Below are 26519 nucleotides of genomic sequence, written 5' to 3'. Positions count from 1 at the left end.
GCCAGCAGGCACGGCCATGACGACGCGCTGCATGCGCAGGCTCAAATCCGAAATCCGTACACATCGGCCCGCAAGGCCCAGCAAAGCCAGTGGGTGTAATTATCCTCCCCATGACTTGGCTTCAGCCTGTACAGACATTCGGATCCTTTCCATGACGAACATCCAACTCCCTGCCGTCAGTGTTACAATGGCACTGGTAGCCAACCTGCAGGCGAGCCTGCCGGACTTCGGCCGCATCGTCAGTCAATTCGGACATCCGGCTCCTGCTTTGCGGAAGCTTGGTCTTGTTCACTGGGAGAACGGACGTTTTGACACGGCCGCCCGAACCTTTGAGGCCGCTCTTTCTCTGATGCCCCGAGATCCTGACATCTGGCGCGATCTGGCAAGCGTCTACAGCGGTTCGGATCGTGACGAGCAGGCGCTGACGGCAATACGGACATCCCTTCAGATCAATCCGCACAATTCCCAATCCTGGCAGACGCTTGCCAGCGTGGCGGACCGGCTGGACGATAGCGAAACCGCTGAGGACGCCTATCGGCGAACGGTCGCTCTCAATCCGGACGCCGCCGCTGCCCATCTTGGGCTTGGACTGCTGCTGTTCAGGAAAAAACACTACCAGGAGGCCCTGGCGGCCGTGCGAGCCTCCGTCGCGCTCGATCCCGTCAATGGCCTGGCGCATTATGCCCTCGGGCACCTGTGCTTCATTGCATCGGATTTCGCGGGCTGCGCGGAAGCATTTGGCGAAGCCGCACGGCTGACGTTGCCGCTCGATCCGGCAGCCTTGCAGAAGCGGGCACGCGCTATGACGTTCCAGACGATGATTGATGGCCGCGTTCAGGAGGCTCTGCGAGACTACAATGAGATTGCAGGCGAGGACCGCGAGGATCTCGACATCATCGCACGGGATGCTTTCTCGGTTCTCAGTGCCTCCGGCCATCTCGAAGCGGCCGCCGAGATCGGCCGGATGCGGCTTGCCGAGAAGCCCGACGACCCGGTCAGGCGCTATCTGCTCGATGCCGTTCTCGGACGGAGCATGACGGCCGCTCCTGCGGAGTATATCGAAACCTATTTCGATCAGTTCGCGCCACAGTTCGACAGCAAACTGCTTGCGACACTCCAGTACGATGGTCCACGCCAGATGACGAAGCTTCTGGCTGGGCACCGGACCGGCTTCAAGCACATGCTCGACCTGGGATGCGGCACCGGGTTGGCCGCCGGGGAACTGGCGCAGTTCGGCCCGATGCTGACCGGCGTCGACATCTCGTCAGGCATGCTGGCTGAGGCCGCCAAGCGCGATGGATACACCGAACTCGTCAAGGCGGAGGCTGTAGCTTATCTCGAGGCGAACTCGAACCGGTTCGATCTCATTTTCGCGGCGGATTCGCTGATCTATTTCGGCGATCTCGGACCGCTCCTGCGCGCCGCAGCCGGTGCCATGGTGCAAGGGGGCCTGTTCGCCTTGAGCATCGAGGTCGCCGCAGGAGACGGCTACACGCTGCAGCCCTCCGGCCGCTTCGCCCACTCCCTTGGATACCTCAAAGCGAAGGCCGGCGATTTCACTATCCTTGAAGCTACCACGAGCAAAATTCGGCTTGAGGCAGGACGGCCGGTGGAAGGTCTCTACGTCATCATGGAGAGGCGCTGACGATGCGAAAGACGCTCGTGATCGCCGCTTACCGGGCGGGTTCAATGCACTAGGCATGGCCCCCAAGTCTGCGCAGACTAAAAGCAAACCGTACCGGTTACTCAACCTGGTGAGTCCCTGGTTCGTAGAATCTATGCGCAGGCTGGAAGGATGAAGGCCGGTACGCCATTCCAGAGGATCGCGACAAGCGAGAGGCCGTTGATGAGCACACTTGCCTGGCTCAAGAAGCTGTCCGTTGCCGAGGCTGGCTGATCTCGCCTTTGCCGTTCCTCGCGTAGCGAGACGACCAGCAGGATCGCCGCGGGCACGAAAGCTGCGATGGTGGCTGCGAGGATCGTGAATTGAACGACCCCGACGCCAAGAAGCGTCGCGTCTGCCCATCCACGGCCGCACAGGGTCGATGTCGCTCCGTAGATGACGGTGAACTGCACGGCCCAGGCGATCATGCCGCCAAGCGCCAGAAGAACCTGTCCTGTCCGCCGCCCTGTCATGCTAGATCCCCCCGGTCAGGCGCGGGTATCCGTGGACCACGAGAAGGCCGACCAGCCCCTGGCCTGCCGTGTAGTACCAGAACAGCATGGTGTTATCGAAGGTCGTCCGGCGCACGCTGTCGAGCTTGCCCGCGAGCCAGCGGGCGATGGTGTAGGCGCCCATGACGAGGGTCGTCATCACGAAGAAGATCTGCAGGGACATGATAGCATAGACGGCTGCCCCGTAGGCATGAGCCGACGGACTCAGATCGGTCTGCCACTGCGCCCACAGATCGACCGCCGATGCCCCGCCCACGAGCAGGAGCGCGACCCCGATCAGCACCGGCACCGAACGCGGCTTGCGCCGGTCCTCGCCGCGCAGCCTCCGGCTGGCAACGGCGATCAGCACCGCGCTGGCGCAGTAAAGGAGACCTGAGAGAGCGGGCCAGATCCAATCCGGAACACGGATGCCCTGCGGCGGCCAGGCTCCCGGGTTCACGAGCCAGAGGAACAGATAGGAGAAGATCAGGCAGGTGAAGACCATGCCGGACACCACCATGAGGACGATCATCGCCCACCAGGAATGGTTCATCGGGCCTGTGACGTAGACGGGAACCACGATGCCGCCGCCGATATCGGCAGGTGGGCGGATCGGTCCGGGATCGGTCTCCCACAGCCACCAGATCACGCATCCGAGTGCAAGCACGCCGCATATCACCGCCGTGAACACGAACTTGACGGTCAGGAGGAGGAAGAAGGCCGCCGTGAACACCGCAGCGAGCACCGGCTGCCAACCGGGCCCGGGAATCTGGAGAATGTACTGGGGCCGTGCATCGAAGGGGCTCGTCACCAGCGCCTCGCGTCCTCCTGTGGCGGTTCCAGGGAGATAATAGCGGCCGTCCTCCACATCCTTCGACAGGTTGGGCTGATCCCAGAGGGGCTCGCGACTGACAACGGTGGGAATGCTGCGCGTGGCATAGTTGCCGTTCGGCAGCCATTCCAGCGTGCCGGCGTTCCAGACGTTTCCGGCATTGTCCTCACCGGCGAAGCGGAAGTTGCGGGCCATGTCGAACAGGAATACCGCCACACCCGCGGCGATCATGAAGGCGCCTATGGTGGAGACGAGATTGAGCGCGTCCCAGCCCATGCCGACCGGATAGGTATAGACGCGCCGCGGCATGCCGATGAGCCCCGTGATGTGCATCGGCAGGAAGGTCACGTTGACCCCGAGGAACATAAGGCCGAAGACCCAGCGCCCGAGCCGCTCGGAGAGTGCCCGTTTGCTCGCCACAGGAACCCAGTAGTAGATCGCGGCAAAGAGCGGGAACACCATGCCGCCGATGAGCACGTAATGCAGGTGCGCCACCACGAAATAGCTGTCGTGCGCCTGCCAGTCGAAGGGCGCCATGGCGACCATCACCCCGGTCAGCCCGCCGAGGGTGAAGATGAACAGGAAGCCGATGACGAACAGGGACGGCGTCGTCAGCTTCATGCGCCCGGACGCGATGGTGGCGATCCAGGCGAAGACCTGGATGCCGCTCGGCACCGCCACTGCCGTGCTGGCGGCCGAGAAGAAGCTCAGGGACATCTTCGGCAGGCCCGTGGCGAACATGTGGTGCACCCAGAGCCCAAAGGAGAGAAAACCCGTGGCAATCAGGGCGAGCACCACGAGGCGGTATCCCACGAGCGGCGTCTGGGCCATTGCCGGCACGATCATCGACACCATGCCGGTGGCCGGCAGGAAGATGATGTAGACCTCCGGATGGCCGAAGAACCAGAACAGGTGCTGCCACAGGAGCGGGTCCCCGCCCCTCTCTGCGATGAAGAACGGCCAGTCGAAGGCGCGCTCCATCTCGAGCAGCAGCGTGCCGAGAATGATCGCCGGGAAGCCGATGACGATCATCACGGCAAAGACCAGCATGGCCCAGGAATAGACCGGCAGCTTGTCCAGGCTCATGCCGACCGCCCGGGTCTTCATGACGCCGACGATGATCTCGATGGCCCCCGCGATGGCCGAGATCTCGATGAAGCCGATGCCTAGGAGCCACCAGTCGGCGTTCTCGGCGGGTGAGTATTTAGTGCTGGTGAGCGGCGGATACATGAACCAGCCGCCGTCCGGGGACATGCCGAAGAAGATCGTGCCGAAGAACACGAGGCCGCCGACGAAATAGGCCCAGAAGGCATAGGCCGACAGGCGCGGAAACGGCAGGTCCCGCGCCGCCTGCATGTTCGGCAGGAGATAGACGCTCGCCGCCTCCACGGCTGGCACGGCGAAGAGGAACATCATCACCGTGCCGTGCATGGTGAAGAGCTGGTTGTAGAGATCGTGGCTGACGAAGTCGTTTTCAGGCGAAGCGAGCTGGACGCGCATGATCAGCGCGAGGATCCCGGCCAGGATGAAGAACAGGAAGGCCGTTCCAACGTACCAGAGGCCGACATAGGTGTTGTTGACGGCCGTGATGAAGCTGAGCCAGCCCGGCGGCTCCCAGGCCTTCTTGAGCCGCTCGAACTCTCCCTCCGGGCGCGGCAGCGGATTGGGAAGTTCGGCATCTTTGCGCTCGAAGGATTTCGGGAGCTCGGGTGCATTCATTTCAAGCTCTCCAGATATCCAGCCATCGCCCGCAGGTCCTCTCCGGTGAGCGAGCCGTAAGAGGGCATCTTCGCCCCCGGCTTGATGTGCTGCACGTTGGCGATCCAGCCGGCCAGCGTGCCGACATTGTTCGGGAACTGGCCCGCCCCGATGGTGCGCCGGCTTCCCACATGAGTGAGATCCGGACCGAGCTGCCCGTTGGCCTCGGTGCCCCGCACCACATGGCAGGACCCGCAGCCGCCGCTTCGGAACAGCTCGCGGCCTCTGGCAAGGAACGGGATCGCCGGCTCCTGGGCCGGCTGCGCCTGCGCCTTTCGCCACGCCTCGAATGCGTCGGGCTCCAGCGCCATCACGTCGAAGGCCATGCGGGCATGCTGGGCGCCGCAGAACTCGGCGCAGACGCCGCGATACACGCCCGGCCGCTCCGCCGTGAAATTGAAGGTGTTGATCCGCCCCGGGATCATGTCGATCTTGCCACCGAAATTCGGGATCCAGAAGCTGTGGATCACGTCGGTTGAGGTTACAGACACAGTGACCGGCCGGTTGATCGGAACCACGAGCTCATTCGCGGTCGAGAACTCGGCCTGCCCGCCCTCGGCCGGATAGCGCACCCGCCACCAGTACTGCTCGCCGATCGCCTCGATCTGCAGCGCGCCGGCTTGCGGGACGTCGGTATCCCGCATGACCGTGAGGCCGTAGGGAAGAAGCAGGGAAAGGGTCACGATGGGAAAGGCCAGCCCGCCATACACGATGGTCCGGCGGGTTCCAAGCCAGGCGCGGCGCTCCGGCGGGGCGAAGAGGGAATAGAGCAGCAGGGCCGTCACGAAGATGAAGATGAGGGTGGCTCCCACCGTTAGGACGACGGTGAGCCGGTAGAGCTCCCACGCGTCGCCCCCGGCCGGATCGAGGGCCGACTGTACGCCGCTGCATCCTGCGAGCGGAACTGCCCACAAAAGCCCGCCTGCGCGCCTCGCAACGGGGTCCAGCCGCCCTCGGAGGCGCTTCAGGGTCGTTTCTTGGTCCATCCGCCCTAGGTCATTTCTTCGTGCATTGAACGGAAAAGCTTGGCCGTGAGACTTGGTTCCCGAAAGCCATCTCCGAACAGATCCCTCAAGACCGAACTAGGTCTCGTGGCCGGTTTTGCCACCGCCCTGCTAGGGCTTCCCGCTTTCGCCCACGGATCGGGGCCTCACGGCGGGAGCGATCTCTGGCATGCGTGGCATGCGGATCCGCTGGTTTCGGTACCCTTGCTGGCCTCGTGCCTGCTCTTCATTCGTGGCGCCTATCGTCTGCGGCAGGATCTTGGGCGGTTTCCTCCCGGCTTCGCCCCAAGCCAGATCGCCTGCTTCGCCCTTGGGGCGGCGCTTCTCGTCATCGCGCTCATGTCGCCGCTCGAGGCGCTGTCCTCTATCCTCCTCTCCGCTCACATGGTGCAGCACATTCTGCTGATCGCGGTCGCGCCGCCGCTTCTCGTCCTGGGCAAGCCCGAGGTCGCATGGCTTTGGGCGGTACCGGCGCATTGGCGGCGCGGCATGGCGCGCCACCGCCCGCTGCGGTCCGTGCTCGCATTCCTGTCGCCCTGCGCAAGGCCCGTCCCGGCAGCCCTGATCCACATGGGGACCCTGTGGGTCTGGCACAGCCCTATGCTCTTCGATGCAGCGGTCGCGTCCGACACGCTGCACTGGCTGGAGCACGTCCTGTTCTTCGGCACGGCACTGCTGTTCTGGCGGGCCGTGATCAAGGCGCATTCCGGTCGCGAGGCCGCCGCAGCCGCCCTCATCGCCTGCTTTATCACCCTGCTTCAGAGCGGCCTCCTAAGCGCCCTCCTCAGCTTCGCCCGCGAGGCCCTGTATCATGCGCCCAGCACAATGGAGTGGGGTTTGACGGCTCTGGAGGATCAGCAGCTGGCAGGGGCCATCATGTCCCTTCCCATGTGCGCGATCTATCTTGCGGCAGGACTGATCATGGCGCTTCGGCTCCTGACGCCTGCAACGGAACGGACGCGACGCTCGCCGGTTGCCCCGACAGTACCGTGAAGCCGAGCCGATGACCCCTCGTCCTCTCCTCCTGACCGTGATGTTGATTGTCCTTGCCGCCTGCAGCGACATACAGGATCCCTCCTCGCGCCTCGCGATCGCAGGCGGAGAGCCGGAGCAAGGCCATGCGCTCATCCATGCCTATGGCTGCGGCACCTGCCACACCATCGAGGATGTGCGAGGCGCGAGGGGCAAGGTGGGGCCGCGCCTGGAGAATTACGCGCAGCAGCATCTCCTCGCCGGCTTCCTGCCGAACACGCCTCCGAACCTGATCGCCTGGCTCATGAATCCCGTGGCTCTGAAGCCGAACACCGGCATGCCCGCGCAAGGCGTGACCGAGGCAGAGGCACGGCACATGGCAGCCTACCTCTACTCCCTGGGAAGCGACGACAGGCGAGTCTATCCGCCCGACCCACCTCTTCCGCTCCGCCCTGAGGATGAGGTTGCCGCGGACATTCCAAATCCTCCGGCTGTTCCCTCAGGGACCGATGTCCGCACCCGCCGCATCGTTCCCAATCCTGATGGAAGCGCACCGAAGACCTAAGGCTCTTTCACCGCCTCCTCAGTATAGGTCGGTCGGGCCCGCATCACGGCCAAATAGACGGCTATCCAAAGAGCGGCAATCGCGAGGATCAATCCGAGCGCGAGCCAGGACAGACCTCCACGCGGCTGCAACACCCACAGCATGTGCGTGGTATGATGCAGAAGAGCCAGCCCGCTGCCGATCAGCATCGCCATGCGGCTCACGCCGGAGGGCACGAGGATGACGATCGCAGCCAGCATCAGCGCATAGGACGTTCCGAGAAGGGTCAGGCTGCCATCGTCCGAGCGCTTGAGATACCATGCAACTTCATGCGGCAGGTTCGCGAGCCAGACGATCAGGAACTGCGCGAACCACGTCCAGGCCGTCAGCAGCAGCAGGGTCAGCAATGCGCGTTCAAGGCTCGCCATGCGTTTGGGGGACGCGGGCTCCGTCTTGAGCAGGGTGATCAGGATCGCGCTCGCAAGGGCTGCAAGAACCTGCCCCAGCCCATATGCGAGCCCGAACAGGCTCGACCACCAATGCGGCTCCCGCGATAGGACCCAATCGTAGGCCGAGAAGGTCATGACCGGCGTCAGCAGCGCGAGGCCGATGGCGCTGGTGCGCCGCAGATGACGGGTGTGCGTCACCCAATAAGCCAGCCCGATGCAGGTGGTAAGATAGATGGCGCTCCGGATCAGGAAAAAGCCTGGGCTCAAGTAGCTCGCCCGTGCCGACGGAAGATCGCCCCGGTTGCCGACCCAGGGAAAGATCTCGCCGAGGCCAAAGGCCAGGGCGAGACCCAGAAGCAGCAGCAGAGGCAGCGTCAGCGCGGCAGCTTCCGCCTCGCCGCGCACCGGCGCGAGCCAATCCTCGCTCATGAGATGCCCGACCATCAGAACGACGAGACTGCCCATCGCGATCCCCGACAGGACCACGAAGACGGTATAGAGAGCCTCGATCGCGCTCATGGGGCTGCGCTCCCCTGCCGCGAGGCGTCTCCGACGCCATGGGCCTGCAGTTGCTTCACGTAGTGAGCAATCGCCCAGCGATCCTCCGGCGGGACACGATCGGCATAGGGGAACATTCGCCCTTTCCCGTGCGTGATGACCTGCACGATCTGCGCGGGCTCGAGCGCTCGCAAGCGCTCCTCATAATAGGAAGGCGGCGGGGCAAGGCCCCGCGATACGACAGGACCGTCTCCGCGTCCGTCCAGGCCATGGCACGGGCTGCAGAACGCGTTGAACCGCTCCCGCCCATGGACGAGCAGAGCCGGCGTACGCTCCGGCCCTGGAGGCGCTAGTGCGGCTGCGTGCGCTGACGCTCCCCGTGGTACCGTGCCGGGAGGCACCGGCACGTAGGCTCGCTGTACGGTGCGCGTCGAGGCAACGGCATCACGCTGCTCCGTTCCGCTATCGCAGGCGGCCAAGAAAACGAGGCTGACGATGGCTGCCGCTAACCGCACTCCGGAACCTCCTGAACGGCCAGAGGCGAGAGCCCTCCGAAGAACGTGCGCACGTTGGCATTGTCGAAGATCGGGTCGTCCTGCATGATGCAGAGGAAGAACCGGTCCTCCGATGCCCGTTCGAACCCAGGCACCGCAAAGACGGGATGATGGAGACGCGGCAGCCGCAGGATCAGGAGCAGACCGATCAGGGTTGCCGCACCTGCCCAGAGGATCGCGACGATCAGCGAGGCAGGAATGAAGGCAGGCCAGCTGTGAAGCGGCCGTCCGCCGACATTCAGCGGATAATCGACGGCGTTCATCCAATACTGCGAGCCGTACTGAATGGCTGCACCGACCAACCCGGCGACCGTTGCAATCCAGGGGATCACCGACGTGCGGACGCCGAGTTCCTTGGCAAGGTCTGAGAGAGGAAAAGGGCTGAACGCATCGAGCCTGGTATAGCCGGCGCGCTTGGCCGCCCTAACCGCTTCGATGAGAGCCTCAGGAGTCTTGAACTCCGCCATGATGCCACAGGGCCGCTGCGTCATGAGGACTTCTCCTCATGCTCGTCATGACGCGTCTCGAACATGGAGACCACGGGCAGAAAGCGGACGAAGAGCAGCAGCAGAGCTGCGAACAGCCCGATCGTCCCCAGGAAGAGACCCGTTTCCGGCAGCGTCGGGCTGTAGCCGCGCCCGATGGAGGGAAGGTAATCGGTCTGAAGTCCGCCGACGATGATAGAGAAACGGTCGAACCAGATGCCGACGCCGATGGCGATGCCGACGAAGACCCCACCCACGGTGCTCAACCGGGCGGCCCTGAACCAGAACAGCTGTGGGATCACGACAGAATAGACGATTGCGGTCCAATAGAGTCCTGCGTACTCGCCCGTCATGCGGATAAAGGTCGCCTCCTGGGTCAGTCCCCCCGACAGGAGGGCCGCGGCGATCTCGTCGATGTAAAGGTAGGCGGAGACCAGCGCGCTTGCGAGCACAAGCTTGCCCAGCAGGTCGATGTCGCCCTCGTCAATATAGCGACCAAGCCGCAGACCCCAGCGCAGGAGCACCGCGACGAGGAGGACAATGGAGAGACCCTGAGCCAAACCTGTCGCCACGAAATGGAGCGGCTGACGCGTTTCATGCCAATCGGGCACCAGGGTCACGGCGAACTCGAAGGCTACCGTGCTCTGCATGATGAGGATCAGGGGCAGCACAAGGATGGCGACAAGGCGGTAGGCGCGCTGGTGATAAGCCCAGTGGCGCACGGAGCCACGCCAGCCGAGGGCGAAGACACCATAGATCCGCTGTACGATCGGGCGCTTGGCGCGATCCCGCAGTGTCGCCAGATCGGGGATCAGGCCCACATACCACAAAAGGCTCGTGACGATCACATGGGTGCTGATGGCCCAGAAATCCCAGGTCAAGGTGCTGCGAAACTGCGGCCAGACCTGGAAGGTCGCGGGATAGGGAAACGTCCAGTAGAACAGCCAGGGGCGACCGAGGTGGAAGATCGGGAAGATTCCGGCACAGATGACCGCGAAGAGTGCAACGCCTTCCGCAAAGCGGTTCACCGCCGTGCGCAGATCATGCCGGCGCAGAACCAGGGTGGCGGCAAAGAGGCTCGCGCCGTTGGCGATGCCGATCCACCAGGCATAGTTGATGAGATCGAAACCCCAGACATAGGGGATGTTCACGCCCCAGACGCCGACGCCGATAATCGTGACGGAGATCAGCGTATAGCCGAGAAGCGCCACGAGCCCGCCTGAGGCCAGTAGTGCGAGCCACCACGCCCAGCCGAAATGCGGGGAGAGCGGAACATCGGCCACCCGGCTCGTCACTGCTTGGGCGTCGCTGGTCATGTGCCTAACCGTTCTCCTTCGAGCCCTCGACGCGCGCGAGATAGGTGGTGCGCGGCTGGGTGTTCAGGGCTCCCAAAAGCGCGTAGTTGCGCGGGCTCCGTTTGAGGCGGGCGACAGAGCTGTCGGGATCATTGATGTCGCCGAACACGATGGCCTGCGTCGGGCACGCCTGCTGGCAGGCGGTCATCACCTCGCCGTCGTTCAGAGGCCGCTCCTCGACACGGGCGTCGACACGGGCAGCCGCAATGCGCTGAACGCAGAAGGTGCATTTTTCCATCACGCCGCGGTCGCGGACCGTCACCTGCGGGTTCGTGGCTTCGAACGGGGCCGAGACGCCGGTTCCCTGGTAGTCGAGGAAGTTGAAGCGGCGCACCTTGTAGGGGCAGTTGTTCGAGCAGGTTCGCGTACCGACGCAGCGGTTATAGACCATGTCGTTGAGCCCCTCCGAGGAATGCACCGTCGCGTTGACGGGGCAGACGACCTCGCAGGGAGCCTTCTCGCAATGCATGCAGGGAACCGGCTGGAAATAGGTCTCGGGCGCTGCCGGATCCCCGGCATAGTAGCGATCCACCCGAAGCCAGTGCATCTCACGGCCCTTCGCCACCTCCTCGGGGCCGACGACCGCGATGTTGTTCTCGGCCTGGCAGGCGATCACGCAGGCATTGCAGCCGATGCAGGCATCGAGATCGATGGCCATGCCCCAGGCATGTTCCTTGTAGGGCCATTCGGGATAGATAGATGGATGCGCCGGCTCGGGACGCACAGCCTCGCCGGGCGCCACCACGCGCACGATGTCCCGCCCTTGCAGCGAATGGTGCTGCTGCGTGGAAATGACAGGGATTTTTTCGCCGACGCGCCGCATCTCCCCGGTGGCTGTCCACCGGGCCTCGGAGGTGCGGACGGCATAGGCATCGAAGCCGATCCCGTTGCCGATCCGCCCGGCCAATTGACGGCCATAGCCGAGGGGCAGCGTCACAGCGCCAGGGGCATGGCCGGGCAGCAGCCATACCGGCGCCCGCACGACGCGTCCGTTGACGGAAATGTCGACGGCGTCCCCTGAGGCGAGCCCGAAGACCTCCGCCGTCTCCGGCGCGATCAGAGCCGCATTGCCCCAGACCTGCTTCGTGAGCGGCTTGGGCAGTTCCTGCAGCCAGCCATTGTTGGCATAGGAGCCGTCCCACACGGACGGATCCGGCGAGAACAGAACATCGATCCCCGCCGCCGATCCGGCCGGCACAGCAGGCTCGGGGCTCCAGCCCGCCGGGAGGGCGACATCGACGGTAGGAGCCGCGGAGCCTTCGACCACGCCGTCCTCCAGGGATCGCGCCCAGCGTGTGTCGAATGCGTCGCCCCAAACCTCGCGCCATGTGGCCTGGACTAGGCCGCGGCCATCCACGTTCTGGCCTGCCATGAGGCCGAGGAACTCCTCCGCGCTCAAGCCCGACTTCAGCCGCATCGTTGTCGGCTGACGCAGGCCTACCGTTCCGTCGAAGGCCCGCAGGTCGCCCCAGCTTTCGAGTGGGTGGCTCTCGGGGATATGCCACGTGCAAACGGCAGCCGTCTCGTCCCGGTGCTGACCTAGATGCAAGGACAGCGGTACGCGGCGCACAAGTGCCGCAAGATCGATATCGGCCGGCGCCGTGTAGACGGGATTGCCGCCGAGGATGATAAGACGCGAAACCTGTCCGGCCTCAATCGTCTCCGCCAAGTTGGCAAGCGTCCGAACCTCACCCGGCACAGCATTCAGAGGCTCGATGGTGCGCATGGTGGTGCCGAGGGCACCGAGGCGCGCATTGATGGCGAGCGCCAGCGCATGTACGCGGGCAGGCTGCTCGCGACCTGCTGCGACGAGGCTGCGGGTTCCGGCGCTGCGCAATGCATCGGCCAGACGCGATATGGCGGGATGGGAGCCGGACGGCGCAGCCCCCGTCTCGAGAGCCGCCGCAAGCGCCTCAGCGAATGCCTCGAAGTCCCGCGGACGAAGCGGTATCCGCTCGTCCGCCCGAGCGCCCACGAGGCTCATGCGCGTTTCGACCGTGAAGAGCCGGGGAAGTTCCCGACCCGGTGCCCGCCGTCGCGCCTGGTAATCGGCCGCGTAGCGGATATGTCCCGGTTCGTCGGCAAAAAGATCCCCGCCCAGGGTCACGATGGCATCGGCCTGGGTCAGGTCGTAGACCAGATCCACAGCGCGTCCGAAAACCGATATCGCCGCAGCTTGATGATTGCTGTCGTCGATCGGTGAGAACGCATGCCATTGCGCATGCGGGAAAAGCTGCCGCGCCTGCCCGATCAGCCGGTGCAGGGTCGGCGAGGCGGTCGGCGGCATCAGGACGTGCAGTCCCCTACCCTCCTCGAACACGAGTTCGTTGCGCACGGGGCGGATGAAGTTCGTGAGCTCCTCCCAAGACCTCGATACGCCGTTTTGGAGCGGAGCGTCGGACCGGTCGGGATCGTAGAGCGAGAGGATCTCGGCTTGTGCAAACACATCGGTGGCGCCGAGGCTCGCGGGATGAAGGCGGTTGCCCTCGATCTTGATCGGGCGCCCCTCCTGCACCTTGACGAGCACGCCCCTGCCATAACCGTTGAGAGCCAGAGAGGTGGCAATCGTCACCGGCACCCCCGGCACATAACCCGGCATATTGTGGCTCTGCGACAGGAGCGGCGCCCCTGTTCCGGCATCGCTGCCGTTGCAGGCCGCCAGCCCTCCCAATGCCAGGGAGGCGCTCATCAGCCTCAGCAGGGTGCGCCGGTCGATCTGTGAGGCATGCACGATGTCGGGGAACTCGGCCTCGATGTGGCGACGCACCTCGGGCACGTCCGCGAGTTCCTCAAGGCTGCGCCACAGACGTGGCCCCTCTTCCGTCGCGAGGCGAGCCCTCAGGGCCTCAAGGTCGATTGTAGTTCCCTCACCCATCGAACCTACCGGTGGCACGTGTTGCAGCTGGTGAGCCGCCGGGAAGCCTCCCGGTAGAACTCGCGAATATCCTCAGGCAGTTCATCGCCATGAGGCTCGTAGCCCATGGCGAAAACGGCCCCCCGGGGGCGAAGGTTCGGCACTGGATCACGATGGCAATCGAGGCACCAGCCCATGGAGAGCGTCTGTGTCTTCACCGTCTTCGGCATCTGGTCCACGCGGCCGTGGCAGGTTTCGCAGGCAACGCCCTTCGTCACATGGGCCGCGTGATGGAAATAGGCATAGTCCGGCAAGCGGTGAACAGAGGTCCACTGGATCGGCTGGCCGAGCGCCAAGCTCGAACGGATCGGCTCAAGGACGCTCGCCCCCACCCACACCTGCGAATGGCAGGACATGCAGGTCTGGGCCGAGGGCATGCCCGCATCGGCGGCGCGCTCCACCGTGGAGTGGCAGTAGCGGCAATCGATCCCGAGCTGGCCCGAATGGAGATCGTGCCGAAACGGGACCGGCTGCGGCGCGGGTTTTCCCACATTCCAGGTGCTGTCCGCGCGAGCCCACAGATAGGCGGTCACGCCCGCGCCCACGATCCCAAGGCCCGTGAGTACAATTGCCACCCGGAACAAGGTGGTTGCCGCCGGTGTGAAAAGCTGCGCCATTGCCCGTGCCGCGCACCCTTCGGTTGTGTCAGGCTCGGCGCCCGAGGTGAAGCTTCGCTGTGGACAATCGGTTTGGCGCCGGATCGTTCCCTGACACGGCACGTCCGTTTCGGCTGAAGAGGGGGCACTGGACGCGCTTAGGATGGCCGAAAACCCCTATCGGGGTCTTTCAGAGCGATGAACACATTACGGGAACCGCTATGAGGCAGGGGTGAGCGCAAATCCGGCTTCGCGCATTCTGCCCGGCGCAAGCCTTTGCAGGAAGGCATACACCGATAGCGGCAGATGCGGCTGCGCCCGATCTCTCGCTCATCGATAAAGCAAAACGGGAGGAGCCGGGCGGCTCCTCCCATATTCCATGTCAGTTAATGGTGGCTGCGAGGTGCGCTCTGCACAGGTTGTGACCCGTGCGGATACTCGTTGCTGTGGGAGTGCGTGGTCAGCTCGGTGGGCTGAGCGGCGCGTCCTTCAGTTCCATAGAACACCGCATGCAGGCCCCAGTAGCCGGTGACGAGCACCACAAGAGCGATGGCGAGACCTGCAGGCACCGAAGCCAGGCTGCCAAAGCGCGGCAGGGAATTCGGCACCCTCACGGCAATCGCCTTGGCCTCGCGGCAGGGATCGGCGGCAACCAGAAAGAGGGCTGCCATGATCAAGGCATGACCGACGAGATCGATGCGGCCGAACGGATATACCGCGGTGAAGAAGATCAGCAGCAGGGACACGGCGGACAAGCGACGCACCAGAGGCGTCCAGAGCAGGCCGAAGCCTAGGGTGAACTCGGACACGCCAGCCATCGGAATGAAGACGTCACGGGGCATGCCGAAGGTCAGGAAGGGCTTTTCCTCGACAAGGGGGTAGAACCAGTTCGGATAGGCGAACTTCTCCAGGCTCGACCACATGAGAGCGATCGCGATACCCCAGCGAAGGGCAAGGAACCGGCGCTCGCGCCACTTGACGTCATTGGAGGATGCCAGCACCAGATAGACGGCCACGCCGACGCCGAGCGCCAAGTAGTCGAGCAGGTGGAAGAAATCATACTCCCGAAGCGCCACCACCCAGAGGGCGATGATACCGCCCGCCGCAATCGGCATGGTGCGGCGGGAGAACACGCAGGCCGCGATCAGCAGTTGCGCCCACGAGATGATCTCCGAATCCGTCTTCAGGTCAGGGGTGAGATAGATGCCGCCGACGGCGAAGATCGCCACGAAGAATGCCCCGATGGACGCGCGCATGAAGTCGTCCGAGCGGTTCCAGAGCGGGGCGCTGATCCGGTCGAGCCCGGACAGGATGCCTCGTCCGATCACGGTGCGCTCAACGGTCAGCGTCGCCAGGAAGAAGGCAAGCACCAGGCCGATGCCGGTCCAGAACCAGACATTGCCGAGTGTGGCGCCGACCGGCTGTGGGGCCGCATCCACGATGTAGGGGGCAAACCACTTGACGTGAGCCTCAGCCGGTAGCGTCAAGGTTGCGAAGGAGCAAAGAGCCAGAAAGCCTTTTGCAGCGTGCTTCAGGCCGTTCCCGGCAAGGGTGGTAGGCATGAGATATCCTCGTTACTCGTGACCGATGTCTTTCGTCGCGAGGTGTTACATCCATGAAGTCCGCAGGGATATTCAGGTCATGACCCTACGGGAGATTCCGGAGGTCTAAGCTACGGCCAAGCCTGACTGGGTGGCTCCGAGCCGGGCCGCTCCGGACGGTGTGCGCATCTGCAGAGCTTTGACCTGGATCAAGGCGGATGAAGCCCTGACACCGCAGAACCCGCTGCATGACGCCAGAACTCATCGCCCGCTACGATCAGCGCGTTCCGCGCTATACGAGCTATCCAACCGCGCCGCATTTCAGCCCTGATGTGCAGGCGGCAACCTACAGCCAGTGGCTCTCGGAGCTATCCCCCCGCGCCAGGCTGTCCCTGTATCTTCATGTGCCCTTCTGTGCCGAGCTCTGCCTTTATTGCGGCTGCAACACGACCGTTGCCCGCACCTACGGGCCCGTTGCGTCATATGTGGATCTTCTGGAGCAGGAGATCGAGCTGGTTGCAGGGCATCTGCCCGGACATATGGACGTTGCCCATATCCACTGGGGCGGCGGCACGCCTACGATCCTGTCCCCGGAGGATCTGAAGAGGATTATGCTTCTCCTGAGCAGGACCTTCGCCATCGGCTCGGGCGCGGAGATTGCCGTCGAAATCGATCCGAGAACCATCACCCCTGGGCACGTGGAGGCTCTCGGATCGGCGGGCCTCAACCGGGCGAGCCTCGGTGTGCAGGACTTCGATCCTCTGGTCCAGAAGACCATCAAGCGCATTCAGTCCTTCGAGCAGACCGCAAAGGTGGCCAGGTGGCTGCGCGAGACGGGCGTGACGGGGCTTAACCTCGACCTTATGTACGGGTTGCCCTATCAGACGTCGGACAGCGTCGTGCGCTCCGTCAGCCTCGCTCTGGAGCTCGATCCTGACCGCATTGCGCTTTTCGGCTATGCTCATGTGCCATGGATGAAGCGCCATCAGGCCCTACTGCCTGAGGAGGCCCTGCCCGATGCGGTGGCGCGTGTAGAGCAGAGCACCGCGGCGGCATCAGCCCTCCTGCGGGCGGGATACGTGCAAATCGGTATCGATCACTTCGCAAAGCCGAGCGACTCATTGGCATTACGCCAGCGCGAAGGCCGCCTCCACCGGAATTTCCAGGGCTACACGACGGACGAGGCCACAGCCCTGATCGGGTTCGGGACATCGGCCATCGGCTCCCTGCCGCTGGGCTATGTCCAGAACGCGCCGACCACCGTCGCCTATCGTGAGGCAATCTCAAAGGGCCAGCTTCCGGTGGTGCGGGGCGCGGCTCTGACGAAGGACGATTGCCTGCGTCGCGCCATCATCGAGCGCCTTATGTGCGACCTCTCCGTCGATCTCGAAGAGATCGCAGCCCGGCATTCGAAAACAACCGATTTCACGCCCGAGTTGGCCGCCATAGATGAGCTGGCCCGGGAGGGGCTGGTGACCCGCCGGGGGCATTCGATCGGGATCCCGGAGGACAGCCGCCTCCTGGTGCGCAATGTCTGCGCGGTATTCGACCGCTATCTCGACAGCAGCGCCGCGCGTCACTCCCGAGCCGTCTAGGGCTTGCTCAAGGAAGCGTACGGGCTGACGAGAACGGATTCATTACCCGTTTGATCTGCATCAATGCTCCTACCCCACCCTGCTCCTAGAGAGTGATGCTGACGGTGAAGCTCCAGGCTTTGCCGGTATTTTCAAAAGGTCGAAGCCTATGGCTCAAGCGGTTGCACCCTCAAAGGGAATGACCTTCGGCGAAGCGGGATCAGCCCTTGCCTTCGCCGGACTGGCACTCCTCAGCATTATCATCGCGGCGAAGGCCTATACGCCTGAATACGCCTTCCATGCCTATCTTTTCGCGGCCGCCAGCGTCGCCGCCACGTTCGCGATTGTGAACCGGTACTATGATCGTCCGGCTCAGCTGCCCCCGCAGACCGTCGGCGGCAAGCCGAACTACAACATGGGGCCGGTCAAGTTCGCGACCATCGCGTCCGTGATCTGGGGCATCGCCGGCTTCACCATCGGCCTCCTGATCGCCCTCCAGCTGGCGTTCCCGGCCCTCAACTTCGACACCTCGTGGCTGTCTTTCGGCCGGATGCGTCCGCTGCACACCTCGGCGGTGATCTTCGCTTTCGGCGGCAACGTCCTGATCGCCAGCTCTTTCTATGTGGTGCAGCGCACCTGCCGCGCCCGCATGGTCGGAGACATCGCTCCCTGGTTCGTGGTCCTTGGCTACAACTTCTTCATCGTGATCGCCGGCACCGGCTACCTGCTCGGCATCACCCAGGGCAAGGAATATGCCGAGCCCGAGTGGTATGCAGACCTGTGGCTGACCATCGTCTGGGTCGCCTATCTCCTGGTCTTCCTCGGCACGGTCATGCGCCGCAAGGAGCCCCACATCTATGTGGCGAACTGGTTCTACCTCGCGTTCATCCTGACCATCGCGGTCCTGCACCTGGGCAACAACGCGACCATTCCCGTCTCCCTCTTCTCGCCCAAGAGCTACATCGTGTGGTCGGGCGTGCAGGATGCCCTGGTCCAATGGTGGTACGGTCATAACGCGGTCGGCTTCTTCCTCACCGCCGGCTTCCTGGCGATCATGTACTACTTCATCCCGAAGCGGGCCGAGCGGCCGGTCTATTCCTACCGCCTCTCCATTATCCACTTCTGGTCGCTCATTTTCATGTACATCTGGGCAGGTCCCCACCACCTGCACTACACCGCCTTGCCCGATTGGGCGCAGACCCTCGGCATGGTGTTCTCGATCATGCTGTGGATGCCCTCCTGGGGCGGCATGATCAACGGCCTCATGACCCTCTCGGGTGCCTGGGACAAGCTCCGCACGGATCCTGTGCTCCGCCTGATGGTCGTGTCGGTCGCCTTCTACGGCATGTCGACCTTCGAAGGCCCGCTCATGTCGGTGAAGGCCGTGAACTCGCTGTCGCACTACACCGACTGGACCATCGGCCACGTTCACTCAGGCGCTCTCGGCTGGGTGGCCTACGTGTCCTTCGGGGCGATCTACTGCCTCGTTCCGTGGCTGTGGAACAAGAAGGAGCTCTATTCCATGAAGGCCGTCTCCTGGCACTTCTGGATCTCGACCCTCGGCATCGTCCTGTACATCTCGTCGATGTGGGTCGCGGGCATCCTCCAGGGCCTCATGTGGCGCGCCTACACGGCTCTCGGCTTCCTTGAGTACTCGTTCATCGAGACGGTCGAGGCGATGCATCCCTTCTATGTCATCCGTGCACTCGGCGGCGCGCTCTTCGTGGCCGGCTCCCTGATCATGGCTTGGAACGTCTGGAAGACGATCTCGTCCGGCCAGGAAGCCGAAGAAGTTTCGCAAGCCACCCAGCCCGCGCTGATCGCTGCGGAGTAAAGGAAACGACCATGTCATTCTGGTCCCGTCATAAGATCTTCGAGACCAACTCGATCATCCTCGTCCTCGGCGTGCTGATCGTCATCTCGATCGGCGGTCTCGTGGAGATCGTGCCCCTCTTCTACCTGAAGAGCACCATCGAGAAGGTGGAGGGCATCCGGCCCTACACCCCCCTCGAGCTGGCCGGCCGCAATATCTACGTGCGCGAAGGCTGTTACAACTGCCACAGCCAGATGGTTCGCCCCCTGCGTGACGAGGTGGAGCGCTACGGCCACTACTCCCTGGCGGCCGAGAGCATGTACGACCGGCCGTTCCAGTGGGGTTCCAAGCGCACCGGCCCGGATCTCGCCCGACTCGGGAACAAGTATTCCGACGACTGGCACCGGGACCACCTGAAGGATCCCCGCGCGGTGGTGCCCGGCTCGATCATGCCGAGCTACCCTTGGCTCGAGCAGAACGAACTCGACGCAAAGGCTATCGCCCAGGACCTGAAGGTTCAGGCGACTCTTGGAGTCCCCTATAGCGAAGAGATGGTCAAGAAAGCCGAGAACGACATCCGCACCCAGGCCAATGCGGACGATCCGAACACGGCCGATCTCGCCCAGCGCTACCCAAACGCTCAGTCGCGCAATTTCGACGGCAACCCGCAGAAGGTCACCGAAGCGGATGCTCTGATTGCCTACCTGCAGATGCTCGGCACGCAGGTCGACTTCAAGCTCTACGACAACAAGGCCAACGTGCGCTGAGGACCGACGATCATGCCAGCCGCATACAAGTTCTTTGCCGAATTCGCCCAGACCTGGGGGCTCCTGTACTTCGTCGGGGCCTTCCTGACGGTGCTGGTCTACGCCCTCGCCCCTTCCCGGAAGGACCGCTTCGATGAGGCCTCCCGCATGCCTCTCCAGGAGGATTGATCCCATGGCTCATGAGTCTCACGAACAGGTCGATGCCGTCACGGGCGTGACCACAACGGGGCACACCTGGGACGACATCCAGGAGCTCAACAATCCGCTGCCGCGCTGGTGGCTGTGGACCTTCTACCTGACGATCTTCTGGTCGGTGCTCTACGCCATTGCCTATCCGGCCATTCCTCTGGTCTCCTCCTACACCAAGGGCGTTCTCGGATGGCAGTCGCGAGAGGCGGTCGAGGTCGATCTCGCTGCCCTCAAGCAGCAGCGCTCCGGCATGACGGCAAAGCTTGCCGCCAGCTCGCTCGACGAGATCAAGCAGGATCCGGAGATGTTCGCCTTCGCGCGGGCCCAGGGCAAGGCTTCCTTCGGCGATAACTGCGCCCCCTGTCACGGCGCAGGCGGCGCCGGCGCCAAAGGCTATCCGAACCTGAACGACGACGACTGGCTCTGGGGCGGCTCGCTGGCTCAGGTCGAGCACACGATCCGCTACGGCGCCCGTTCCACCAGCGACAAGGGCCATTCCGGCACCATGCCTGCCTTCGGCCGCGACGGCATGCTGAAGCGCGAGGAGATCTCCCATGTGGCGGATTACGTCCGCTCCCTGTCGGGGCTTCCCACGGACAAGACTGCCGACCTGAACGCCGGCGCCAAGGTCTATGCCGACAACTGCGCCGCCTGCCATGGCGACAAGGGCCAGGGCATGCAGGAACTCGGCGCCCCGAACCTGTCGGATAAAATCTGGCTGTTCGGCTCCGAGAAGGCCACCATCGTGGAAGGCCTGAACAACGGCCGCGGCGGGGTGATGCCCACCTGGCACGGCCGCCTGGACGACACGACCATCAAGGCCCTCACCCTCTACGTCCATTCGCTGGGGGGAGATCAGCGGCCCTGAGAGATCAGGGCTCTGATGAGTGGACGGGCGGCCGGAGGGCAACCTCCGGCCGCAGCTTGATTTGAATCAAGGCGCTGCTGGCGCCTGCGTCGTATCCCATCGTCATCGGTTTTTCTGGTGATCGCGACGGATTCGATGGCTGACGCCCCCCTTACCCATCCTCATGGAGCTGCCGCATCGGACGAGGCGGCGCCGCTCTATGCACCTCGCAAGCAGATCTATCCGCAGGCCGTGAAGGGCCGCTACCGCACGATCAAATGGGTCGTGCTCGCCATCACTCTCGGTATCTACTACTTCCTGCCTTTCATCCGCTGGGACCGTGGCCCCAATGCTCCCGACCAGGCCATCCTGGTCGACCTGGCCAATGGCCGCTTCTATTTCTTTTTCATCGAGATCTGGCCGCAGGAGGTCTATTATCTCACGGGTCTCCTGGTTCTGGCCGCGCTCGCGCTTTTCCTGATGAACGCCGTGGCTGGCAGGGTCTGGTGCGGCTATCTCTGCCCGCAGACGGTCTGGACCGACCTGTTCTACGCGGTGGAGCGCTGGATCGAGGGCGACCGCCGCGACCGGATGCGCAAGGATCAGCAGAAGCTCACCCTCAAGACTGCCGGCCAGAAGGGCCTGAAGCATTTCATCTGGCTCATGATCGCCTGGTGGACCGGCGGCGCCTGGGTGCTCTACTTCGCCGATGCGCCGACGCTCGTCTACGAGCTGGCGACCCTCCAGGCGCCGTTCTTGGCCTATGTCTGGATCGGCATTCTCACTTTCACGACCTATACGCTCGCCGGGTTCATGCGCGAGCAGGTTTGCACCTACATGTGCCCCTGGCCGCGCATCCAGGCTGCGCTCACGGACGAGTACGCCCTGAACGTCACCTATCGCTACGACCGGGGTGAGCCGCGCGGTTCGGTGAAGAAGAACGAGGTACTGAAGCTGCAAGGCCTTCCGGCCGGCGACTGCATCGATTGCAACCAATGCGTCAACGTCTGCCCCACTGGCGTCGACATCCGCAAGGGCCTTCAGCTCGACTGCATCCAGTGCGGCCTCTGCATGGATGCCTGCGACAACGTCATGGACAAGATTGGCCGCCCGCAGGGCCTGATCGCCTATGACACGGATATGAACGTCAAGGCTCGCATGGAGGGCCGTCCGGAGGTGCGCCGCATCGTACGTGCCCGCACCCTCTTCTATGCCGGCATCATCGCTCTGGTCGGGGCTATCATGATCACATCTCTGGCCCTGCGGCAGAACATCTACTTGAGCGTGATGCACGACCGGAACCCGCTCTTCGTGCGCCTCTCCGATGGCTCGATCCGCAACGGCTTCACGATCCGGGTCGCCAACAAGCATCTCGACGAACGCCGCTATGCCCTCACGGTTGAGGGTCTGATTGATGCCAAGATCGACATTATCGGCGGAGAGCTCGATCAGCAGGGCCGCGCCATTGTCACCGTCGGCCCGGATCAAACCCTGGAGGCCCGTGTGCTCGTCACCGACACGGCTTCAGCCGCGTCCTCCTCGACGGATCTCCAGTTCATCCTGACCGATCTCTCCAATGGCGACAAAGCCGCCACGAGCGATCACTTCAAGGCCCCTTAAGGATCGATGCCATGTCTTCCATTGCCACCACAACCCGGGCTCCCAGGCCGATCACCGGACGCACGGTCCTGATCTACTTCCTCGGCTTCTTCGGTATCGTCTTCGCCATGAACTTCTACATGGTTCGGGTTGCCCTCTCGAGCTTCAGCGGCGTGGAAACGGAGAGCTCCTACAAGGCGGGGCTGTCGTTCAAGAACGACATTGCAGCCGCTCAGGCCCAGGATGCGCGCCACTGGTCGGTCGAAGCCACACTTCAGCGCGGCGACAATCCTGGCGTGATCATCACTGCGCGGGATACCCAGGGGCAGGCGCTGCCCGGTCTCGTCGCCGAGGTGCGCCTTGCCCATCCTACCGACAAACGCCGCGATCTGCTGGTGGAGTTCGTGGAGCTGACTCCTGGCCAGTTCAAGAGCCTCACCCCCATGCCGAAAGGCCCATGGGACCTCGTCATCGGTCTGAAGCGCGAGACGGAAACCGTCTTCCGTTCCAAGAGCCGCGTCTCGCTCTAAGGATTCTGTCCGATGGCCGAAACCCTCGACCTTTCCGTCTACGTCAAGCGCCAGGATGACGGCACGGCCCATCTCGATCTCGCCATCGAGGGGATCGATTGCGCTGCCTGCATCGACGAAATCGAGGGTGGGTTGTGCCAGTTGCCGGGCGTGGTCGAAGCGCGGCTGAATTACACCAATCACCGCCTCGCCGTTGAATGGCGGGACGGGGAGCTGTCCCCTGCGGCTGTCGTCGAGGAACTGCAGCGGCTCGGCTACAGGGCTCACCCCTTCCAGGCCCGCCTCGTGGAGGAAGAGGAGACCCGTCGCGCCAAGTGGTTGCTGAAATGCCTGGCGGTGGCAGGCTTCGCCTCCATGAACATCATGCTGCTGGCTGTATCCGTCTGGTCCGGCAACGTGACCGACATCACGCCCGAGATCCGGGACTTCTTCCACTGGCTTGCGGCTCTCATCGCTCTTCCGGCCGTGGCCTATGCCGGCCAGCCCTTCTTTCAGAGCGCGATGGGCGCCCTGCGCAACGGCCGCACCAACATGGATGTGCCGATCGTCATCGGGATCCTGCTGGCGCTCGGGATGTCCGTCGTCGAGACGATCAACTCCGCCGAGCACACCTATTTTGACTCGGTGGTCATGCTGCTGTTCTTCCTGCTCTGCGGCCGCTACCTGGATCAGGCCATGCGTCGGAAAACCCGCGCCGTCGCCGGAAACCTCGCCGCGCTCAGGGCGGAGGTGACTCATAGGGTCAATGAGAGTGGCGAACCGGTTCTCGTACCCACGGCAGCTCTCAATCCGGGCGATCGCGTCCTCGTTCGACCAGGTGAGCGCGTCGGCGTCGACGGGGTTATCCTATCCGGCTCCTCTGAACTCGACGAGAGCCTTGTCACAGGTGAAACTGTGCGTCGTCCCGGCACGCCGGGCGATGTGGTCTATGCGGGTAGCCTGAACTACAGCGGCACGCTAACGATTCAGGTGACGGCAGCGGGCACGGGGACGCTTCTCGATAAGGTCGAGCGCCTCCTCGAAAGCGCCGCCGCCGCAAAGTCGCGCTATGTACAGCTTGCCGACAAGGTAGCACGTGCCTATGCACCAGTGGTGCACCTGGCGGCGCTGCTGACCGCAATTGCCTGGGTTACCGCCGGCGCATCCTTGCACGATGCTCTCATCACGGCGGTGGCCGTGCTCATCATCACATGCCCTTGTGCCCTGGCGCTTGCAGTGCCGGTGGTTCAGGTCGTCGCCTCCGGAGCCCTGTTCCGCTCCAACGTATTCCTGAACACTGGCGATGCCCTGGAGCGCCTGGCAGCCGCTGACACGATCGTGTTTGACAAGACCGGCACCCTGACACTGCCGGACATGCGCGTCGCCAACGCGGGCAAGGTCCGCCCGGACCTGCTGGAATCGGCAGCGCGCCTTGCCCTGTCGAGCCATCACCCGCTTGCGACTGCCGTCGCTCAGGAAGCGAGACTCCGCACTCCTTACGAGGGAGCCGTCGAAGAGGCAGGCCAGGGCGTAAGTGCCACCGTGGACGGCGTGGAGTTGCGTCTCGGCAGCCCCTCCTATTGCGGCGCATCCGATCTCCTGGCGGAGTCTCTCGAACAAGAGGCTGACGTGTCCGTGATCGCCTTCTCCCGTGGCGACGAACGCACGATCCTGTACGTGCGTCAGGCCCTGCGCCCGGATGCCGCCTCCACGGTGAAGGCGTTGCGGGACCTTGGCCTCGATTGTCGCATTCTTTCCGGCGACCGGCCCGAGGCGGTCGCGCCGATCGCCGCCATGCTCGGCATCGAGCAATGGAAAGCCGGCGCCAAGCCTGCGGACAAGATCGCCGTACTCGAAGGGCTCAAGGCCGAGGGTCGAAAGGTTCTGATGGTGGGCGACGGCCTCAACGATGCTCCAGCCCTTGCGGCAGCAGATGTCTCGATTTCTCCCATCACAGCCTCGGATCTGACCCAGGCCCAGGCGGATGCCGTGTTCCTTGGCGAGAAGCTCGCGCCCATCGCAAATACCGTGACCATCGCCCGCCGGGCGCATGGTCTCATGCGGCAGAACCTGCTTCTGGCCCTGATCTACAACCTCATCGCGGTTCCCCTGGCCTTCCTCGGCTACGTGACTCCCCTTCTGGCGGCTCTTGCCATGTCCGGTTCATCGAGCCTGGTCACGCTGAATGCCCTGCGGGCACGGGGCAGGAACAGCCAATCCACCAGCGCGCAGCCGCCGCAGCCCGTTTCGGCTGCTTCGGCCCTGCAAGGAGCCTGATTGCATGGAGGTTCTGCTTTATCTCATTCCCATGGCTCTGCTCCTCGGTCTTTCGGGACTCGCGGCCTTTCTCTGGTCCCTGAAGAACGGCCAGTACGACGACGTGAAAGGTGCTGCCCTGCGTGTACTCACGGATGACGACATCAGGCCATGACGCTCTCGAATACCATGCCGCGGGCCGGCCACCTTGATTGTCTATGTCCGCCGACGATTTCCGACGGCAGCATCCCTGATCATGGCGGAACGGCGCTTCTGGCAGCTGCCTTTGCGCTGTCGGTGCTGTCGCAAGTGCTCACCCTTAGCGTTCTGCCGGCTGCAGGTATGGCGCTTGCGCCGAGCGCCCCATGGGCCATGCTGCCTTATGCGGCCTTCTATGCGGGTGCGGCTCTTGCCAGCCTGCCGGCCTCCCTTCTGCTCGATGCCATCGGCCGCCGAGCCGCTTTTTCCCTTGGGGCTAGCCTTGGCATTGCAGGTGGTCTGATCTTGGCATGGGCCCTGATGCACTGGCATTTTGGAGCGTTGGCCTTGGGATCTTTCTGGCTTGGCATCGCAAGTGGATTCAGCCTCTTCTACCGGCATGCGGCCGCGCCTCTGGGCGGACGGGGCGCCAACGCCACCCTGCTGGTATTCGGTGCGGCCACGCTGGCAGGCCTACTTGCCCCAACAATCGCCGACATAGCGGGAGGCTTGGCGGTTCCGAATGCCGCTGTCGGACTAGCGATTGCAGCTGCTCTGGCCCATGTGGGCTCGCTCCTGGTCACCGCGGCCCTACCCTATCGGCAGCGCAGCATCCAACGCCAATCAGGGGTGGTGGTAGGGTGGGGGCGGATCCTTTGGCCGACCCTGATCGGAGCTGCCGGATGGTTCGCCATGACGGCCCTGATGGGTGCCACCCCCATCGCGATGATCGGCTGCGGCCTTTCGGACGCGGTGCCCCAAACCATCGCCGGGCATGTGATCGCCATGTATGCGCCCTCTCTGGCATTGGCCGGCTTCAGGTCTGTTCGGGCGAGCCGTTGGACTATGATCGGCGGCGCAATGATGGCTGTTGCCGGCATCCTCCTCCTGCTACCCGGCACCACCGGCTCCTTCTCGGCCTCGGCAGCAGCTCTGGGTATGGGCTGGTCACTCGTGACGCTTGGCGCGACTTTGTGGATTCATGAGGCTGGAGAGCCGTCGCGGCTTCTTCTCGGTTTCCATGACGCAAGTCTGCTGGGCGCGGCCCTGCTCGGAGCCTTGGCGGCCGGATTTGTTCCATAATCCGCTCATTTCCCGCGACATGCCTGAC

Annotated in this window: 23 protein-coding genes; 13 read left to right on the top strand and 10 right to left on the bottom strand. The window is 63.8% G+C overall.

All coding sequences use genetic code 11. The annotated features are described in order from the left end of the window. The first annotated feature begins 151 nt into the window (after positions 1-151). Entirely contained in the window at positions 152-1645 is a 1494-nt protein-coding gene (locus tag JQC81_RS07690) for a tetratricopeptide repeat protein (protein ID WP_203271227.1), read from the top strand. A gap of 131 nt (positions 1646-1776) precedes the next feature. On the opposite strand, the gene JQC81_RS07685 is transcribed toward JQC81_RS07690, so the two are convergent. Genes JQC81_RS07685 through coxB form a run of 3 tightly spaced genes read right to left on the bottom strand, consistent with a single transcriptional unit; the run spans position 1777 to position 5730 of the window. Beyond that, a complete protein-coding gene (locus tag JQC81_RS07685) occupies positions 1777-2136 on the bottom strand; it encodes a hypothetical protein (protein ID WP_203271226.1) in 360 nt (119 codons plus the stop codon). A gap of 1 nt (position 2137) precedes the next feature. Beyond that, positions 2138-4705 (bottom strand): cbb3-type cytochrome c oxidase subunit I, encoded by a 2568-nt coding sequence (locus tag JQC81_RS07680; RefSeq protein ID WP_203271225.1) that lies wholly within the window; start codon positions 4703-4705, stop codon positions 2138-2140. Next, complete coding sequence (coxB, locus tag JQC81_RS07675; RefSeq protein ID WP_203271224.1) at positions 4702-5730, bottom strand: cytochrome c oxidase subunit II; 1029 nt, start codon at positions 5728-5730, stop codon at positions 4702-4704. The genes JQC81_RS07680 and coxB overlap by 4 nt, the downstream gene beginning before the upstream one ends. A 45-nt stretch (positions 5731-5775) precedes the next feature. On the opposite strand from coxB, the gene JQC81_RS07670 reads away from it, so the two are divergent. Further along, positions 5776-6741 (top strand): cytochrome c oxidase assembly protein, encoded by a 966-nt coding sequence (locus JQC81_RS07670; protein WP_203271223.1) that lies wholly within the window; start codon positions 5776-5778, stop codon positions 6739-6741. Between the two features lie 10 nt (positions 6742-6751). Further along, a complete protein-coding gene (locus JQC81_RS07665) occupies positions 6752-7285 on the top strand; it encodes a c-type cytochrome (protein ID WP_203271222.1) in 534 nt (177 codons plus the stop codon). Here the strand turns inward: JQC81_RS07665 and JQC81_RS07660 are convergent. From JQC81_RS07660 to JQC81_RS07630, 7 genes are all read right to left on the bottom strand, one after another. Then, positions 7282-8232, bottom strand: a complete 951-nt coding sequence (locus JQC81_RS07660) for a hypothetical protein (RefSeq protein ID WP_203271221.1) — start codon at positions 8230-8232, stop codon at positions 7282-7284. The genes JQC81_RS07665 and JQC81_RS07660 overlap by 4 nt on opposite strands. Beyond that, complete coding sequence (locus JQC81_RS07655) at positions 8229-8726, bottom strand: c-type cytochrome (RefSeq protein ID WP_203271220.1); 498 nt, start codon at positions 8724-8726, stop codon at positions 8229-8231. The genes JQC81_RS07660 and JQC81_RS07655 overlap by 4 nt, the downstream gene beginning before the upstream one ends. After that, a complete protein-coding gene (locus tag JQC81_RS07650; RefSeq protein WP_203271219.1) occupies positions 8717-9256 on the bottom strand; it encodes a DUF3341 domain-containing protein in 540 nt (179 codons plus the stop codon). Before JQC81_RS07650 ends, JQC81_RS07655 begins: the two co-directional genes overlap by 10 nt. Beyond that, the gene (gene nrfD, locus JQC81_RS07645) at positions 9253-10566 is read right to left on the bottom strand and encodes an NrfD/PsrC family molybdoenzyme membrane anchor subunit (RefSeq protein ID WP_203271218.1); all 1314 of its coding nucleotides are present in this window, start codon (positions 10564-10566) and stop codon (positions 9253-9255) included. Before nrfD ends, JQC81_RS07650 begins: the two co-directional genes overlap by 4 nt. A gap of 4 nt (positions 10567-10570) precedes the next feature. Continuing rightward, positions 10571-13480: a TAT-variant-translocated molybdopterin oxidoreductase gene (locus tag JQC81_RS07640; protein ID WP_203271217.1), complete on the bottom strand. Its 2910-nt coding sequence runs from the start codon at positions 13478-13480 to the stop codon at positions 10571-10573. A gap of 5 nt (positions 13481-13485) precedes the next feature. Continuing rightward, positions 13486-14136 (bottom strand): cytochrome c3 family protein, encoded by a 651-nt coding sequence (locus tag JQC81_RS07635; RefSeq protein WP_203271216.1) that lies wholly within the window; start codon positions 14134-14136, stop codon positions 13486-13488. Between the two features lie 365 nt (positions 14137-14501). Continuing rightward, positions 14502-15677, bottom strand: coding sequence for a hypothetical protein (locus tag JQC81_RS07630; RefSeq protein ID WP_246520289.1), 1176 nt, complete (start codon positions 15675-15677; stop codon positions 14502-14504). Positions 15678-15904: 227 nt separating this feature from the next. Between JQC81_RS07630 and hemN the strand changes: the two genes are divergently transcribed. The 10 genes from hemN to JQC81_RS07580 all read left to right on the top strand — a co-directional run bounded on the left by hemN (position 15905) and on the right by JQC81_RS07580 (position 26491). Continuing rightward, entirely contained in the window at positions 15905-17251 is a 1347-nt protein-coding gene (hemN, locus tag JQC81_RS07625) for an oxygen-independent coproporphyrinogen III oxidase (protein WP_203271215.1), read from the top strand. 148 nt (positions 17252-17399) lie between these two features. Further along, a complete protein-coding gene (gene ccoN / locus JQC81_RS07620) occupies positions 17400-19064 on the top strand; it encodes a cytochrome-c oxidase, cbb3-type subunit I (protein ID WP_203271214.1) in 1665 nt (554 codons plus the stop codon). 11 nt (positions 19065-19075) lie between these two features. Then, positions 19076-19810 (top strand): cytochrome-c oxidase, cbb3-type subunit II, encoded by a 735-nt coding sequence (ccoO, locus tag JQC81_RS07615; RefSeq protein ID WP_203271213.1) that lies wholly within the window; start codon positions 19076-19078, stop codon positions 19808-19810. Between the two features lie 12 nt (positions 19811-19822). Then, positions 19823-19978: a cbb3-type cytochrome c oxidase subunit 3 gene (locus tag JQC81_RS07610; protein WP_203271212.1), complete on the top strand. Its 156-nt coding sequence runs from the start codon at positions 19823-19825 to the stop codon at positions 19976-19978. A 4-nt stretch (positions 19979-19982) separates the two neighbouring features. Then, positions 19983-20867 (top strand): cytochrome-c oxidase, cbb3-type subunit III, encoded by an 885-nt coding sequence (ccoP, locus tag JQC81_RS07605; protein WP_203271211.1) that lies wholly within the window; start codon positions 19983-19985, stop codon positions 20865-20867. 135 nt (positions 20868-21002) lie between these two features. Beyond that, positions 21003-22466, top strand: coding sequence for a cytochrome c oxidase accessory protein CcoG (ccoG, locus tag JQC81_RS07600; RefSeq protein ID WP_203271210.1), 1464 nt, complete (start codon positions 21003-21005; stop codon positions 22464-22466). Between the two features lie 11 nt (positions 22467-22477). Next, complete coding sequence (locus JQC81_RS07595) at positions 22478-22975, top strand: FixH family protein (RefSeq protein ID WP_203271209.1); 498 nt, start codon at positions 22478-22480, stop codon at positions 22973-22975. A gap of 12 nt (positions 22976-22987) precedes the next feature. Further along, positions 22988-25231 (top strand): heavy metal translocating P-type ATPase, encoded by a 2244-nt coding sequence (locus tag JQC81_RS07590; RefSeq protein ID WP_203271208.1) that lies wholly within the window; start codon positions 22988-22990, stop codon positions 25229-25231. A gap of 4 nt (positions 25232-25235) precedes the next feature. After that, positions 25236-25385 (top strand): cbb3-type cytochrome oxidase assembly protein CcoS, encoded by a 150-nt coding sequence (gene ccoS, locus JQC81_RS07585; protein ID WP_203271207.1) that lies wholly within the window; start codon positions 25236-25238, stop codon positions 25383-25385. Next, positions 25382-26491 (top strand): hypothetical protein, encoded by a 1110-nt coding sequence (locus JQC81_RS07580; RefSeq protein WP_203271206.1) that lies wholly within the window; start codon positions 25382-25384, stop codon positions 26489-26491. The genes ccoS and JQC81_RS07580 overlap by 4 nt, the downstream gene beginning before the upstream one ends. The last annotated feature ends 28 nt before the right edge of the window (positions 26492-26519 follow it).

This window comes from Microvirga arabica (assembly GCF_016811235.1).
Lineage (GTDB): Bacteria > Pseudomonadota > Alphaproteobacteria > Rhizobiales > Beijerinckiaceae > Microvirga > Microvirga arabica.
The sequence above is the reverse complement of the archived record's forward strand: the minus strand, read 5'-3'. Positions and strand labels throughout refer to the sequence as shown.